Raw genomic sequence first — 14477 nt, 5'->3', positions numbered from 1 at the left:
ACGCATGTTGTTTAATGAAGTTTTTTGCATTTTATTTTCTTAAGTGTTATATTAAAGTCAAATCACCCCTGAAAATCGAATCTAGCATCAAATGGATTGCCTAAATAACCCAGATTGTAGTGAAAATAAAAACATCTTTTTATTTAAAAACTGCTCTTATTGTAGCGAAAGTGGGAAAATGGACAAATTAAAAGGACCAGAACATTCGATGCTTAATTGAAACGAATGGTTTTTGCTGGTGAAATTTTGGTTATTATATAGGATGGAATTAACAAAACAATAAGACAAATGGCAATTGTACAAATATTTAGTCCTAATATATAAAGTATGTTTATTTCTACAGGAGCAACATTTACATAATAGCTTTCGGGATTTAGTTTTATTATTCCGAAATACTTTTGAATCAATAACAACCCTAGACCAATTAAATTCCCCCAGAAAAGACCTCTTACAATTAAATAAAATGCATTGTAAAGAAAAATTTTTCTGATTGACCAATTACTAGAACCCATTGATTTGAGAATACCTATCATTTGTGTTCTTTCTAAGATTAGGACTAATAATGCTACAACCATGTTGATTGTTGAAACCACTATCATTATTATTAGAATGACAATTATATTAAAATCGAAAAGCTTTAACCAATCAAAAATATAATAATATTTTTCTACAATAGTCTGTGAATTCAATATCGAAGAGGTTTCATTGTATACTTCATCACCTTTTTTATTAATTTTGGTAAAGTCATCAACAAAAACTTCAAATGAACCTATTTGATCTGGACGCCAATTATTGATTTTTTGAAGGTGACGTATGTCTCCTAATACAAATGCAGCATCGAATTCTTGAAACCCTGAATTATAAATCCCGACTATCTTGAATCTACGACTTTTTGGCATTTTACTTTGTCCTTCATCTACAAAAAATGTATTGAAACTATCTCCTAATTTTAGATTTAATCTATTTGTTAGATATTCTGATATAACAACTTCTTGATTTAAGCTAGATTGTAGATTTGGAATTGTGCCCGAAACCAAGTACTCTTTAATATAATCCCATTTATAATCTTTCCCTACACCTTTATATGTAATACCTTCGAAAGCAGATTCTGTTCTAATTATTCCCAATTTTGTAGCAACTGCTTGAATATGGCTTATTCCTTGAACAGATTTAAATTTTGGATAAAACTTTTGATGAATAGAAATTGGATCTGTGCTCACATCAGATTGATTACCATTGAAAGCAGAAATTATAATGTGACCGTTGAAAGCAGAAACTTTTTGGCGTATTTTTTGTTGTAACCCAATGCCTGTAGCAACAGAAACTATCATCATTATTATTCCTAATGCAATAGCAGCAATGGCAATTTTTATTATTGGCGCAGATATACTACTTTTATGGTCTTTGGCAGTAATAAGGCGTTTGGCTATGAAATGTTCTAAGTTCAACTAATTATTTTTTTAATTTTCAACAAAGATACATAAAGTTTTTCGCCAAAGATTATACAGATTTTTTCATAAATTAAAATTAACTCCATGAAATACTTAATTAATAATTCCTTACTTTTTTCATGCTTTTTATTTGTTTCTGCCTCTTGCGGAAGCAACTCAAACTTGAAAGTTGACACTAAAAGAATTGAAACTGAACAAAACACAAATTCTATTATTGATAATCCAATAAAAACTGGTGCCGATAACTATGCTGTTTATCTACCTTTATTAAAGGATAAGAAAATTGGAGTTGTTTCAAATCAAACAGGAATTTTATCAAATAAAACACATTTAGTAGATTTTCTAATAGAAAAGAATATTTCAGTTCAAAAAATCTTTGCTCCAGAACACGGCTTTCGTGGAACTGCCGATGCGGGTGAACATATAGTTGATGGTAAAGACACTAAAACTGGATTGCCAATTATTTCACTTTATGGTGAAAACAAAAAACCAAAAGCTGAGCAATTAGCCGGAATTGACATTTTAGTTTTTGACTTGCAAGATGTTGGAGCACGGTTTTACACTTATATTTCGTCGCTACATTATATAATGGAAGCTTGTGCCGAAAACAATATCGAACTTATTGTTTTAGACAGACCAAATCCAAACGGAAATATTGTTGACGGACCATTATTGGAAAAAGAATTTACGAGTTTTGTAGGTATGCATCCAATTCCAACACTTCACGGAATGACAATTGGTGAGTATGCCAAAATGATAAATGGCGAAAAATGGCTGAAAAACGGAATTCAATGTAAACTAAAAGTTATACCATGCCTAAATTACAATCATCAATTGAGTTATAGTTTACCTGTAAAACCATCACCAAATTTACCAAACGACCAAGCTATAAATCTTTATGCAAGCATTTGCTTGTTTGAAGGAACAAATGTGAGCTCTGGGAGAGGAACAGAAAAACAATTTCAAATTTACGGTTCACCCTATTTACCAAAGAGTGATTTTAGTTTTACACCAATTTCTAATTTTGGAGCTAAAGATCCAATGCATAAAAACATTTTATGTTATGGTGAAGATTTATCGGATATACCAAAAGTGAAACAACTTGAATTAAAATGGTTGATAAAAGCCTACAATACAACATCGGATAAATTGAAGTTTTTTACTCCGTTTTTTACAAAATTGGCTGGAACCAAAAAATTGCAACAGCAAATTGAAGCCGGAGTTTCAGAAAAAGACATTAGAAAATCGTGGGAAAAAGATTTGAATGATTTTAAAGAAATGAGAAAAAAATATTTAATTTATTTAATAAAATAATTTTTCTGTAATGTTACAGTATTTGTTATGACGTATACATTTACTGTTTCTCCAGGCGCCATAGTAAAACTACTTGCACCACTCGTTCCGCTTGCTGGCGTGATAAACTTGGCCGTTGTTAATGTATTTGAAGTATTTGAAAAATTTGAATAATTTACTATTGTACAGGTAAAACCATCTGGTAAGTCATCTGGAAATACAGGAAATCCGCTGTTTTGAATATAAATTAATGACCCAGTAATATTTTGTGTTAAAGGAGTAACTAATGCATCAGTAGCTGAATATATTTTTAAAAACGCTGGCGAACTGATTGTCCAAGAAGCATTACCGCTTGCGTCTGATTGCAGCACATAGCCTGACGTTGCACCACTAGTCATTTGAAAATTGGTGGTTTTTGTTTTTCCATTGACATCTAATTTTTCTGTTGGTGCTGAAGTTCCAATACCTACATTTCTATTAATATCTAAAACTAATCCATCAGTGTCATTTACCTGAATTGCAAAATTACCAGCAGAATTCAAACCTTCATCAAAAAAATTCAAACTAGTATTATATGACCATCGCATTTGAGGTTTATTACCTCCTGTTCCATAAAAACCTGCTAATAAAATAGTAGAATTACTTGGGTTAAAATTATAAGTTGTAAAACCTCCATTATTTAGATTTGATCTAATATTTCCGACAACATCCATCGTTGCACCTGGCGTTGTTGTCCCTATTCCTACACTTCCTGAATTATTAATTGTCATTCTTGCTGCACGAGCCAAACTTCCATTTGGTGTAGTAAAAAATTGCAAATTCGACGGCATACTTGTGGCACTTGCAACACCGTTTACTGACATACTGATTCCACCCATATTGACGAATGAAGTACCATTGTAACCCAAGCCATCTAATCTATAAAGTGGATCACCATTTTGAATAATTGTTGGGGCTAATTGTGTACCTCTTGCTCTACCAAAATTTAATGCTGCATAAGCATTATTGTCAGCAAATAAAGAAATATTCAAATCTGAGGTACTCCCATTATCCGATCGAAGTTCCAATCTTGGAGAAGCCAAACCTCCTCCTAAACTTCCTGGTGTTGGTGCATTTATTCCAATAACACCATCACTAGTTATTCGAAATCTTTCAGTGTTGTTTGTTCGGGCTACAAAATCTAAATTATCCGAAGTTCCAATAAAATTAACTGTAGTATCGGTTCCTGTATTTCCTGATGTACTCCAACTATTAGCTAAATTACCTGTTGCCAAACGAATCCATTTTGTGGCATCCCAATAATAATAACCCGGTGTGACATCATTGATGGTTGCTGTATTGAATACCAATTCTGATACTGTTGGAGTAATCACAGTTGCCGTTGTAGTATTTGAAAGCGATACTCGTGGAATTAATAAACCATCCGCATCGGTAGGATTAGGTGCTGTGTCTGTAGCTATGTCTAAAGCTCCTTGTGGATTAGTATTACCAATGCCTACTTGTGCTATAACAAAACTAGGAAAACTAAAAAAAAGTAATAAAACATAGATTGAATAATTTACCTTCATAATCATTAAAATTTTTAACAAAATTATGAATGAATTACATGATAAAGGTGTACTCAATGCGCAAAAAAGTATATTAATCGCGCATTGATTTATAGCAAAATATTGAAAATTAATGCTTTATATATTTTCAATAAATTCTTTTGGGGTCAGATTAGTATATTCTTTGAAACACTTGCTAAAATAATTAGGTGAGCTAAAACCTGTTTGATAAGCAATTTCAGCAATAGTAGCAGTCTTATTTATCAACTTTTCTTTAGCAAATTCCAATCTAATGTTGCGTATGTAAATACTAGTAGGTACGTTAGTAATTGCTCTTATTTTTCGTAACAACTGACTTTTACTCAAACTAATTTCTTTGGCTAGTTCATCTGGGCCAAATGATTCGTCGAGCAAATGCTTCTCAATGAGTAATTTTATTGATAGTAAGAATTTATCTTGAGCAGAAAACAATTCAACGTTTTTAAAATTTTGAATTGAAAAAACTTCTGCTTTCATCTGCATTTTATTTTGTGCCGAAATTCTATTTTTTAATCGCAAGAGCAATTCCATTTGATTAAATGGTTTGGTTAAATAATCGTCGGCTTCATGTTCTAATCCTTTTAATTTATCTTCTTCATTTGCCTTTGCTGTCAAAATAATAATTGGAATATGTGATGTCCTGATGTCTTTTTTGAGTTGTTGGAGCAATTCTAAACCATCCACTTTTGGCATCATAATATCGCTAATAATAATATCTGGCGTAAATTCTATAGCTTTTTCAATTCCTATTTTTCCGTCTATGGCTTCAATTATGTAATATTCTGTATCCAAAACTTCTTTAATATATTCTCTTAATTCATCATTGTCTTCTACCAATAACAAAACTTTTTTATCATCTTTACTATCTAATTCATCTTCACTCTTTAGATTCTCAATTATTTTAAAATTGGACTGTGAAGCGTTTGAATGAGCCACTGATTTTTGTACAATCATAAAATTGACATTATTATCTTCTAAGCCTTTTATAGTTATTGGCAAATGTATAGTAAAGCAACTTCCAACATTTTTTTCACTAGTAACATCAATAGTTCCGCCCAAAGCCTTTATTAATTCATTGACGAGAGCTAAACCAATTCCAGAACTGGCTTCCAATCCAACATTAGAATAAAAATATTGATTAAAAATATAAGGCAACTCCTCTTTAGAAATACCTCTTCCAGTATCTGTCACTTTAAGTTGCAGGTACTCTTTGGTTAGTTGCGCTTCAAAAAAAACGGTAGCTCCAATCGAAGAAAACTTAAATGCATTGCCTAATAAATTTGAAATAATCTTAGTAACAGCATCAATATCTAAAAAAACAACTTGTAATCTTGGATCAATTTTATTTTGAAATATGATTTTTTTTGAATCGGCCAAACTAGAAAAACTTGCCATTTGACTTTCTATAAATACATTAAAATCAATTTTTGAAATCGCAAAAACACGTTTTTTATTTTCTGTTTTCACTAATTCCAATATCTGATTAACCAATTCCAAAAGCCTATTAGAATTACTTTTGATACTATCTGTATGTTTTTTTGGTGCTTTTGCACTTTCTAAATTTTCATTTGCGCCTAATATCAACGTTAAAGGTGTCCTAATTTCATGAGAAATATTAGCAAAGAGTTTGGTTTTCAAAGTGTCCAATTCTTTTAATTCTTTTACCTGTTTGTTAATGATGCGTTCATTCCTCTTAGCATCTTTTACAAAAAATCGCGTCATAAGTGCCAACCCAATAAATGTTAATGCTCCGAAAGGATTGTATATTTTTTGGTAACCCAAATTAAAAAAAGTAAAGTAATAAACTGCTATAGTTGCACAAAACAATATGTAAAAGTTTTTACCACTTAAAAAGAGTCCTGTAGCAATCAATGTAACTAAATATACTTGGATAATATCTTTAGAATTATCAATAAAGTGTATAAACACAAATGGGACAATTAAACCTAAACTAATAGCTATTACATATTTCGTTGTCCTTTTTATTGATTTTATTGCATATAAAAAAATGAGAAAAAAAATAGACAATACCACAATCAAAGAACTATTATAGTTGCCTTTTATAAAGTGTCTTAAACAATTTATAAAAAGGATAACAGATTCTGCAAGTAATGAAATATTGAAAATTTGAGCTCGTCTTACTTCAATTTTACTATTTATTCCGTCTAATTGATAATCTCTTAGCTTTCTAAAAAAATATAAAAATCGTTTCATACTTTTACAACGGTATTTTCTCCTTCATTTTCTCCACAATATTATAAGCTGCCGGACAAATAGCAACATTCTTCAAAGTCAAATCGGTAATTTGATTGAACTTCTTTCTATCCGTATGCGGAAATTCACGACACGCCTTTGGACGCACATCATATATAAAACAAGTATTATCCAAATCAAGAAAATTACACGGTACACTTTGCAAAACATAATCCTTATCTTCATCAATACGCAAATATTGATCTATAAATTGCTGTGGCTTTTGCTTCAAATGTTTAGAAATCCGTTCAATATCAGCCAAAGTAAAAAGTGGTCCTGTAGTTTTACAGCAATTGGCACAGCTTAAACAATCGGTTTTTTTAAACTCTGCATCATGCAAATCTTGCATTACATAATCTAAATTTTTGGGTGTTTTCTTTTTTAGCTTATCAAAATACTTTTTGTTTTCGATATGCTTATCTTTGGCAAGTTTTCCGAGTTCGTTTAAATTTGGCTTTAGCATAAAACAAAATTAAACTTTTAAACCATTAAACCATTTCAAACGCTACTATTTTTATGAAAGATATATTCGGAAAAGCCATCCTAGATTTTCAAACCAATAATACTCCTGAAGCTATCAGCACAGAAACCAACATTTCAGAACCCGATGATATGGATGTTGCCTATCTTTTTAGGACGTATAATGAAATGCCCAAACTCGAAAAAAAGGCACTTCAACTTGCAAAAGGCAAAATTCTAGACGTTGGTTGCGGTGCCGGAAGTCATAGTTTGTACCTCCAAGAAAACAATTTCGATGTAACTTCTATCGATATTTCTCCAAATGCTATTCAAGCATGTCAACTTCGTGGTTTAAAAAACGCCCAAGTTCACAATATTCTAGATATAGAAAATGACAAGTTTGACACCATTCTATTATTAATGAACGGTACCGGAATATTTGGAACACTTCAACAAACCTCCAATTATTTATTAAAACTAAAAAGCTTGCTTGCACCAAATGGTCAAATACTCATCGACTCTTCCGATATTATTTACATGTTCGACCAAGACGACGATGGTTCCAAATGGATTCCTGGCCAAGGATATTACGGCCAATTAACCTTCACAATTTCCTATAAAAACCAAACCGAAGCTCCTTTTCCTTGGTTGTATTTAGACTACAACACCTTACAAAATGCTGCACACGCCAATGGGCTACAATGCGAACTCGTTCAAGAAGGCGAACATTTCGATTATTTAGCTAAACTTTTTTAGAAGCTATTTCCAGCTATACGTTGCAATCTTTAATTTTTTAAAGAAAAAAATTAAAGGATTTCCACTGCTATCTGGGCTAAACTATCCGTTAACTTCAATCAAATCGGTAGTTTCAATAATATCAGTAATCGCTTGGTATAAAACCTCCAAATCTTCAACACTATTATAAACATTAATCGAATAACGAATATAAATTTCTCCATTCAATGGCATCACCGGAATTTGAATTTTATATTTACCATACAACAACTCTTTCAATCCAACAGGATTTTTAGTTCTAACAGGAATACTCGCCATTTGACCCAAAAAATCCTCACTAATTGGACAAATTGGTCTGGTATTTACCAAATCGCAAAACCGTTGGTAGTTTTCAAGAACAACTTTTCTACACAGTTTAGATTTCTCTTTCCAGTTGTTTTCCTCTAGAAATGAAATTACTTTTGGCGTACACAGAAATGCCGAATGATCATTTGTACCTTGATATTCATGATAATCTAAAAACTGACTGTCACTTGGCGCCAAACTTTCATAACCCCAACTCACAACCAAAGGATCAATTGTTGCCTGAAACTCTTTTTTTACATACAAAAACGAACTTCCTTTTGGAGCCAACATCCATTTATGTAACGTTCCAGTATAAAAATCTGGATTCAATTCTTGAATATTCAAATCTATATGTCCAGGAACATGCGCACCGTCAATAATAGTAATCAATCCTAACTCTTGTGCTTTATCGCAAATTTCCTTGACTGGAAAAATCAAAGCTGTTGCACTAGACATTTGATTTAAGAAAACAACCTTGGTATTTTTAGTGTAACCTTTCCAAAATTCTTCAATCATTTGTTCTCTAGAAACAACAGGAAGTGAAATTTCTTGACGAATATATTTAGCGCCTGACTTTTTGCAATAGAAACTCCAAGTTCTGTCCATCGAACCATATTCATGATTGGTAGTTAGAATTTCATCGCCAACTTCAAGCTTTAAACTTCGCATTACGGTATTAATTGCAACCGTAGGATTTGGTGTAAAAAAGAAATCCTCAGCGTTACAACCTATAAATTTGGCCAAAGGTTTTTTGGCTTCTTTTAAATAAACTGGTAATTTCTTCTGAATGAAATTTACAGGATCTATTTCTAGTTCCAATTGAAAACGCTGGTATTCATCAAAAACTGGTTTCGGACAAGCACCAAACGAACCGTGGTTTAAAAAAGTAATAGATTTATCTAAAAGAAATTGTGATTTCATATGTTTAAATTTTATTTTTTAGAGGTAAGATAGAGTATCGTTTTATTTTTATTGGTGTTAGCTTTTGCAAACTTATTGTTAATGACGATTTCATATATTTATTTTTTTGTAAAAATAAAAAATCCCAAACAACTAAATAGTTATTTGGGATTCTAATTTTTCATGCTTTAAAAAATTATTGCATGTATTTCATCATAGTTGCCTGAAAACCTTCACCCCAAGTTTTAGCAATTTCTTGAGATTTCGTATTCAATTCTGCTGCTTTTTCATCCATTTTTTTTCCTACTGGACTGCTATAAAAAACATTCATAGCTTTAATTTCTTCTTTTGTAAACGCTTCCATATATACAGGAACTAATTTTTCTTTAAGATCTGTAAGACTTGCATCAAAGTCAACCAAAAAAGCAGCTTGTTTATCAGCAGGAATTTGACCAATAACTTGATCTTTTATCATTGATAATTGAGATCCAATAGCACTTTTATCTACAACTTTCAATACTTCTTTTTTATAATCTTCTTCAGATATTACCGATGTAGATACAGTTGTCGTTGCTTTTTTTGAAACGTCTTTTTTAGCTTGAGCAAATCCAAACTGAGTTGCAACTACTAATGCTAAGGTTAAAATAACTTTTTTCATTTTGTTTTTTGGTTTTAAAAATTTTTTATAAATATATAATTTTCAATTATTATGCCAAAATTATTTTGACTATTTTGATAATTGAATACTAATTGGTATTTGATAACTACATCTTACTGTAGTTCCGTTTTGTTCGGCTGGTTTCCATTTAGGAGATAAACTCAATACCCGAATAGCCTCCATTCCGGTTCCATATCCAATATCTTTTAGAACTTTAATTTCTGAAAGACTTCCATCTCTTTCAACTATAAAGCTAATATAAATCTGTCCTTTCAATCCAGCAACATCTGGTGCTTTATAATTATTTCTAATAAATTTGTAAAAAGCTACAATTCCACCAGGAAATTCAGGCTTTACTTCAATTCCAGAAGCACTGTATAAAGTATTATCAATTGTTTCAGTAGCACTTGGCACAGCAGTTTGTGATTGTGCAGTTTGCAATGTGCAAAAAGAGAAAAATAAGAATAGTATTTTATTCATTTTTTGAAATAATTTAATACTCAAATGTATTAAATAGATTTTAAATTTAATAATTTGATTTATTATTTATTAGAAACTTTAAAATCAAGAGGTAGTTTTATTTCAACACTTATAGGTTTTCCACCTCTTTTAGCTGGTTCCCATTTGGGTGCTTTTTTTAAAACTCTTATTATTTCTGTTGCAGTTTGTACATCAACAAACTGAATTACTTTTATGTTTTTAATTGTTCCATCTACATCTATTGTAAATGAAGTTATCATTTTGCCTGCTTTGGTAACTTTAGAGAAATCAAACTCCTTATTTATAAAGTCGTAAAATTTATCTAAACCGCCGCCATTAAATTTTGCTTCAATTCTATCTCCATTTAAATAAACCTCATCTTCACCTCCAATTTGTGCAAAAGACACACTTGAAAATAACATGAAAAATAAAACTAAAGCAATTGATTTCATTTTAAAAAAATTTAAGGAATATTCAAATATTTATGGGTTTGCAATGAAACTCTCCATTTGGGATTGTTCATTACATAATCTACAATAAGTGGTGTCATTTCTTCTTTCTTGCTCCATTCGGGTTGCAGAAAAAGAATGGCATTTTTGTTTACTTTATCAGCTTGCTCTTCGGCAAAAATAAAATCGTGTTTGTTATAAATGATTACTTTTAGTTCGTGCGCAGTTGCATAAGCTGCGTCAACTGGTAATTTATTTTTCTTTGGAGAAAGACAAAACCAATCCCAAGTTCCAGTTACTGGATAACAACCTGAGGTTTCAATATGAACTTTTAAATCTTGATTTTTTAGCTTTTGGGTAAGCAAAGTCATGTCCCAAGTTAATGGTTCGCCTCCAGTAATTACTACTGTATCGGCATATTTCTTGGCGTTTTGAACAATTAAATCTGTTGAAGTTGGCGGATGCAATGCTGCATTCCAACTTTCTTTAACGTCACACCAATGGCAACCTACATCGCAACCACCAATTCTGATGAAGTATGCGGCTGTTCCTGTATGAAATCCTTCGCCTTGAATGGTGTAGAATTCTTCCATTAAAGGTAGCATTTCGCCTTTATCGACTGCTATTTGTATTTCTTTTGTTAGCATTTTTTATTCTTTTTTCTTTTTGCCGCTAAGGCACTAATTCTCAAAGGTTTTATTTTAGAATAGTGACTTTTATTTATTGAAAAATAGTAAAATGGAAAACTATCTAGCCCTGATGCAAGGGAAAAGCCTCGCTTTTTTTGCGAGCTTTGGAAAGGCAGCAGGAATTGCAATTGCTGATAAAGCCCAAGCCATTCGCTTCTTATTTTTAAAATACCTAGCAGGTTAAAAGAAATCTGCTAGGATACTTATTTTTTATTTTTCTCTAATGTAAATATCTATTGGCACACCCGAAAAATCCCAGTTTTCACGGATTTTATTTTCTAGGTAACGCTTGTAAGCTTCTTTTACATATTGAGGCAAATTGGCAAAAAACACAAATTGTGGTGTTGGAGTTGGCAATTGCATACAATATTTAATCTTAACAAATTTTCCTTTTAATGCTGGTGGCGGATGATTTTCTATAATTTTCAACATGTAGTCGTTGAACTTTGATGTAGAAATACGTTGCGCTCTGTTTTCAAAAACTTTTACAGTTTCTTCCAATGCTTTTAGCAAACGTTGCTTGGTTAATGCCGATACGAAAAGAATTGGCACATCGGTAAAAGGTTGTAATTGTTCACGGATTTTGGTTTCATAATCACGTGTTGACATAGTATCTTTTTCTACTAAATCCCATTTGTTTACTAGGATTACTACACCTTTTCTGTTTTTTTCGGCAAGCCAAAAGATGCTTTGATCTTGACCTTCAAATCCGCGAGTTGCATCTATGATAAGGATACAAACGTCGGAATGTTCAATGGCACGAACCGAACGCATTACTGAATAAAACTCTAAATCTTCTTTTACTTTGGTTTTTCTACGAATTCCGGCTGTATCAACAAGGTTGAATTCGAATCCGAAACGGTCAAATTTTGTATCTATTGAGTCACGAGTTGTTCCTGCAATATCGGTTACAATGTATCTGTCTTTTCCTATTAATGCGTTGATAAAACTTGATTTTCCTGCATTAGGACGACCCACAACTGCAAATCTTGGCAATACAATTTCGTCTTGTGTTGGTTCTGGTTTTACTGGAAAAGCATCAATTAATGCGTCCAATAAATCTCCGGTTCCACTTCCAGATATACTTGCGAAAGTAAAATATTCGCCCAATCCTAGGTTATAAAATTCAATTGCATCTTTCTCACGCATTGAATTATCTACTTTATTTACAGCCAATAAAACTGGCTTTGTAACCTTACGAAGTAATTTGGCTACAGCATCATCCATTGGAGTAATGCCTTCTTCAACATCTACAACAAAAATAATTACGTCGGCTTCGTCTATAGCAAGTTCTACTTGTTTACGGATTTCTGCTTCAAACACGTCGTCACTACCGCGAATATATCCACCGGTATCAATTACAGAAAACTCTTTTCCGTTCCATTCGCTTTTTCCGTAGTTTCTATCTCTGGTAACTCCAGAAACTGAATCTACAATAGCTTCTCTTCTTTGTATCAGCCTATTAAAAAGTGTTGACTTTCCAACATTAGGTCTTCCTACTATCGCAACAATGTTATTCATAATGTATTTTCAAATATTTTGCAAAGGTACAGTTTTTAGTGTACCGTTTTAGGTTTTTAGTTGCAGTTTAAAAAATTAGAATTTAGTAGTTTCTATGCTGTTAAATTGTAAAATGCAATTTTATAAAATAAGTTTTAGGCACTAACTAAAAAACGGAGACTAAAAACTGAAAACTAAATATTATTGGTTGTAACCAAAACGTTTTAACATATTGGTATTGCTTCGCCAGTTTTTATTTACTTTAACGTACATTTCTAAGTGAATTTGCTTGCCAAAGAATTTTTCTAAATCGGCACGCGACTCTACTCCTACTCTTTTTAGTGCTTCACCTTTATGACCAATAATGATTCCTTTTTGGGTATCACGTTCTACCATAATTAGAGCACGAATTCTGATGATTTTTTCGTCTTCAAGGAATTCTTCGGTTTCAATTTCTACCGAATACGGAATTTCTTTATTGTAATGCAATAAGATTTTTTCACGAATGGTTTCATTCACAAAGAAACGCTCTGGCTTATCGGTCAAAGTATCTTTAGGATAATAGGCTGGCGATTCTGGTAAAAGTTCAATAATTCTGGCAAAAACTTCAGGTACATTAAAGTTTTTTAATGCAGATATTGGAAAGATTTGTGCATTTGGCACTTTTGCTGTCCAGAACGCAACTTGTTCTTCTAGTTGAATTTGGTTGGAATTATCAATTTTGTTCAACAATAACAACACCGGAATTTTAGCATGAATGATTTTATTAAAAAATGCCTCGTCTTTAAGTTCTTGTTCTCCAATTTCTACCATATATATTAATACATCGGCATCTTCAAAAGCTGATTTTACAAAATTCATCATTGACTCTTGCATTTCATACGCTGGCTTAATGATTCCTGGTGTATCTGAAAGAATCATTTGAAAATCGTCACCATTAACAATACCCAGGATTCTATGTCTTGTTGTTTGTGCTTTAGATGTAATGATTGATAATCTTTCACCAACGAAAGCATTCATTAGTGTTGATTTACCAACGTTTGGATTTCCTATAATGTTTACAAAACCTGCTTTGTGTGTCATGATAATATGTATTGTGATAAACAAAAAAACCATTCGCCCGAAATTTCGGAACAGAATGGCGAACTTTCTTAGATACAGTTTCAAAAAAGAGAACTGCACACTGTAAAAATAAAAAACTCCGCAAATGTTGCGGAGTTTCATTAGTAGCGGGAACAGGACTCGAACCTGTGTCCGCCGTGGCGGATATGAACCTTAGAGCTTATTATAATTTAGAAATAAATTTTTTTATAAACTCTCTGCCATTACCAGCTTTTAAGAATTTTTCTTTTTGCAAAGCGTGCACTTTCAAATTAAAAAATTCAACATATATAACTTTCTAAGGTCTATATTTTATAGTATAACCTTTTTTTCCAAGTAAATTATGCGATTTAAATCTTTCTATTAAATTAGATGTAAAGCCCACATAGGTCTTGTTGTACTTTTCAGAAAACAATATATAAACTACGAATTCCTCCATTATATTAAAAAAAGCCACTCATTGCTGAATGGCTTTTATCAGTAGCGGGAACAGGACTCGAACCTGTGACCTTCGGGTTATGAGCCCGACGAGCTGCCTACTGCTCTATCCCGCGATATTTCGAATGCAAATATACAAC

General features: G+C 32.0%; 15 protein-coding genes and 1 tRNA gene. 3 read left to right on the top strand and 13 right to left on the bottom strand.

Translation table 11 applies throughout. The annotated features are described in order from the left end of the window. Positions 1-212 precede the first annotated feature (212 nt). Positions 213-1448 (bottom strand): ABC transporter permease, encoded by a 1236-nt coding sequence (locus tag ACH2CG_RS05365; protein ID WP_395062960.1) that lies wholly within the window; start codon positions 1446-1448, stop codon positions 213-215. 87 nt (positions 1449-1535) lie between these two features. On the opposite strand from ACH2CG_RS05365, the gene ACH2CG_RS05360 reads away from it, so the two are divergent. Next, positions 1536-2765 carry an exo-beta-N-acetylmuramidase NamZ domain-containing protein gene (locus tag ACH2CG_RS05360; RefSeq protein ID WP_395062958.1) on the top strand — a complete coding sequence of 410 codons (1230 nt, stop codon included), beginning with the start codon at positions 1536-1538 and terminating at the stop codon, positions 2763-2765. Here the strand turns inward: ACH2CG_RS05360 and ACH2CG_RS05355 are convergent. The 3 genes from ACH2CG_RS05355 to ACH2CG_RS05345 all read right to left on the bottom strand — a co-directional run bounded on the left by ACH2CG_RS05355 (position 2750) and on the right by ACH2CG_RS05345 (position 7046). Beyond that, positions 2750-4312 carry a hypothetical protein gene (locus ACH2CG_RS05355; protein ID WP_395062956.1) on the bottom strand — a complete coding sequence of 521 codons (1563 nt, stop codon included), beginning with the start codon at positions 4310-4312 and terminating at the stop codon, positions 2750-2752. The genes ACH2CG_RS05360 and ACH2CG_RS05355 overlap by 16 nt on opposite strands. 117 nt (positions 4313-4429) lie before the next feature. After that, positions 4430-6544, bottom strand: a complete 2115-nt coding sequence (locus tag ACH2CG_RS05350) for a response regulator (protein ID WP_395062954.1) — start codon at positions 6542-6544, stop codon at positions 4430-4432. 4 nt (positions 6545-6548) lie between these two features. After that, positions 6549-7046: a YkgJ family cysteine cluster protein gene (locus ACH2CG_RS05345; RefSeq protein WP_395062952.1), complete on the bottom strand. Its 498-nt coding sequence runs from the start codon at positions 7044-7046 to the stop codon at positions 6549-6551. 53 nt (positions 7047-7099) lie between these two features. Here ACH2CG_RS05345 and ACH2CG_RS05340 point away from each other — a divergent pair, with 53 nt between their 5' ends. Continuing rightward, positions 7100-7798, top strand: coding sequence for a class I SAM-dependent methyltransferase (locus tag ACH2CG_RS05340; protein WP_395062950.1), 699 nt, complete (start codon positions 7100-7102; stop codon positions 7796-7798). Between the two features lie 81 nt (positions 7799-7879). Here the strand turns inward: ACH2CG_RS05340 and ACH2CG_RS05335 are convergent, their stop codons facing one another. The 5 genes from ACH2CG_RS05335 to ACH2CG_RS05315 all read right to left on the bottom strand — a co-directional run bounded on the left by ACH2CG_RS05335 (position 7880) and on the right by ACH2CG_RS05315 (position 11256). After that, positions 7880-9043, bottom strand: coding sequence for an aminotransferase class V-fold PLP-dependent enzyme (locus tag ACH2CG_RS05335; protein ID WP_395062948.1), 1164 nt, complete (start codon positions 9041-9043; stop codon positions 7880-7882). A 175-nt stretch (positions 9044-9218) separates the two neighbouring features. Further along, the gene (locus ACH2CG_RS05330) at positions 9219-9680 is read right to left on the bottom strand and encodes a DUF2059 domain-containing protein (RefSeq protein WP_395062946.1); all 462 of its coding nucleotides are present in this window, start codon (positions 9678-9680) and stop codon (positions 9219-9221) included. A 69-nt stretch (positions 9681-9749) separates the two neighbouring features. Then, entirely contained in the window at positions 9750-10160 is a 411-nt protein-coding gene (locus ACH2CG_RS05325; protein ID WP_395062944.1) for an energy transducer TonB, read from the bottom strand. A gap of 62 nt (positions 10161-10222) precedes the next feature. After that, positions 10223-10612, bottom strand: coding sequence for an energy transducer TonB (locus tag ACH2CG_RS05320; RefSeq protein WP_395062942.1), 390 nt, complete (start codon positions 10610-10612; stop codon positions 10223-10225). 11 nt (positions 10613-10623) lie between these two features. Continuing rightward, on the bottom strand, positions 10624-11256 hold the full coding sequence (locus ACH2CG_RS05315; RefSeq protein WP_395062940.1) for a 7-carboxy-7-deazaguanine synthase QueE: 633 nt from the start codon (positions 11254-11256) through the stop codon (positions 10624-10626). A gap of 91 nt (positions 11257-11347) precedes the next feature. Between ACH2CG_RS05315 and ACH2CG_RS05310 the strand changes: the two genes are divergently transcribed. Then, the gene (locus ACH2CG_RS05310; RefSeq protein ID WP_395062938.1) at positions 11348-11482 is read left to right on the top strand and encodes a hypothetical protein; all 135 of its coding nucleotides are present in this window, start codon (positions 11348-11350) and stop codon (positions 11480-11482) included. Between the two features lie 26 nt (positions 11483-11508). Here ACH2CG_RS05310 and der read toward each other — a convergent pair whose 3' ends face one another. The 4 genes from der to ACH2CG_RS05290 all read right to left on the bottom strand — a co-directional run bounded on the left by der (position 11509) and on the right by ACH2CG_RS05290 (position 14453). Continuing rightward, a complete protein-coding gene (der, locus tag ACH2CG_RS05305) occupies positions 11509-12819 on the bottom strand; it encodes a ribosome biogenesis GTPase Der (RefSeq protein WP_395062936.1) in 1311 nt (436 codons plus the stop codon). 180 nt (positions 12820-12999) lie between these two features. Next, positions 13000-13881, bottom strand: coding sequence for a GTPase Era (gene era / locus ACH2CG_RS05300; protein ID WP_395062934.1), 882 nt, complete (start codon positions 13879-13881; stop codon positions 13000-13002). Positions 13882-14197: 316 nt separating this feature from the next. Beyond that, positions 14198-14338, bottom strand: a complete 141-nt coding sequence (locus tag ACH2CG_RS05295; RefSeq protein WP_395062932.1) for a GIY-YIG nuclease family protein — start codon at positions 14336-14338, stop codon at positions 14198-14200. Between the two features lie 42 nt (positions 14339-14380). Next, positions 14381-14453 (bottom strand) — tRNA-Met (locus ACH2CG_RS05290). Between the last annotated feature and the right edge of the window lie 24 nt (positions 14454-14477).

Origin of the sequence: Flavobacterium sp. (assembly GCF_043778725.1) — a bacterium.
Classification (GTDB): domain Bacteria; phylum Bacteroidota; class Bacteroidia; order Flavobacteriales; family Flavobacteriaceae; genus Flavobacterium.
This window is presented reverse-complemented; position numbering and strand designations above follow the sequence as displayed.

What these genes read in the sequence shown, in the direction of transcription:
- ACH2CG_RS05310 (WP_395062938.1), top strand. Translation starts at nt 11,348, where the DNA reads ATGGAAAACTATCTAGCCCTGATGCAAGGGAAAAGCCTCGCTTTTTTT.
- ACH2CG_RS05330 (WP_395062946.1), bottom strand. Translation starts at nt 9,680, where the DNA reads ATGAAAAAAGTTATTTTAACCTTAGCATTAGTAGTTGCAACTCAGTTT.
- ACH2CG_RS05340 (WP_395062950.1), top strand. Translation starts at nt 7,100, where the DNA reads ATGAAAGATATATTCGGAAAAGCCATCCTAGATTTTCAAACCAATAAT.
- ACH2CG_RS05360 (WP_395062958.1), top strand. Translation starts at nt 1,536, where the DNA reads ATGAAATACTTAATTAATAATTCCTTACTTTTTTCATGCTTTTTATTT.
- der (WP_395062936.1), bottom strand. Translation starts at nt 12,819, where the DNA reads ATGAATAACATTGTTGCGATAGTAGGAAGACCTAATGTTGGAAAGTCA.
- ACH2CG_RS05320 (WP_395062942.1), bottom strand. Translation starts at nt 10,612, where the DNA reads ATGAAATCAATTGCTTTAGTTTTATTTTTCATGTTATTTTCAAGTGTG.
- ACH2CG_RS05295 (WP_395062932.1), bottom strand. Translation starts at nt 14,338, where the DNA reads ATGGAGGAATTCGTAGTTTATATATTGTTTTCTGAAAAGTACAACAAG.
- ACH2CG_RS05325 (WP_395062944.1), bottom strand. Translation starts at nt 10,160, where the DNA reads ATGAATAAAATACTATTCTTATTTTTCTCTTTTTGCACATTGCAAACT.
- era (WP_395062934.1), bottom strand. Translation starts at nt 13,881, where the DNA reads ATGACACACAAAGCAGGTTTTGTAAACATTATAGGAAATCCAAACGTT.
- ACH2CG_RS05355 (WP_395062956.1), bottom strand. Translation starts at nt 4,312, where the DNA reads ATGAAGGTAAATTATTCAATCTATGTTTTATTACTTTTTTTTAGTTTT.
- ACH2CG_RS05350 (WP_395062954.1), bottom strand. Translation starts at nt 6,544, where the DNA reads ATGAAACGATTTTTATATTTTTTTAGAAAGCTAAGAGATTATCAATTA.
- ACH2CG_RS05335 (WP_395062948.1), bottom strand. Translation starts at nt 9,043, where the DNA reads ATGAAATCACAATTTCTTTTAGATAAATCTATTACTTTTTTAAACCAC.
- ACH2CG_RS05345 (WP_395062952.1), bottom strand. Translation starts at nt 7,046, where the DNA reads ATGCTAAAGCCAAATTTAAACGAACTCGGAAAACTTGCCAAAGATAAG.
- ACH2CG_RS05315 (WP_395062940.1), bottom strand. Translation starts at nt 11,256, where the DNA reads ATGCTAACAAAAGAAATACAAATAGCAGTCGATAAAGGCGAAATGCTA.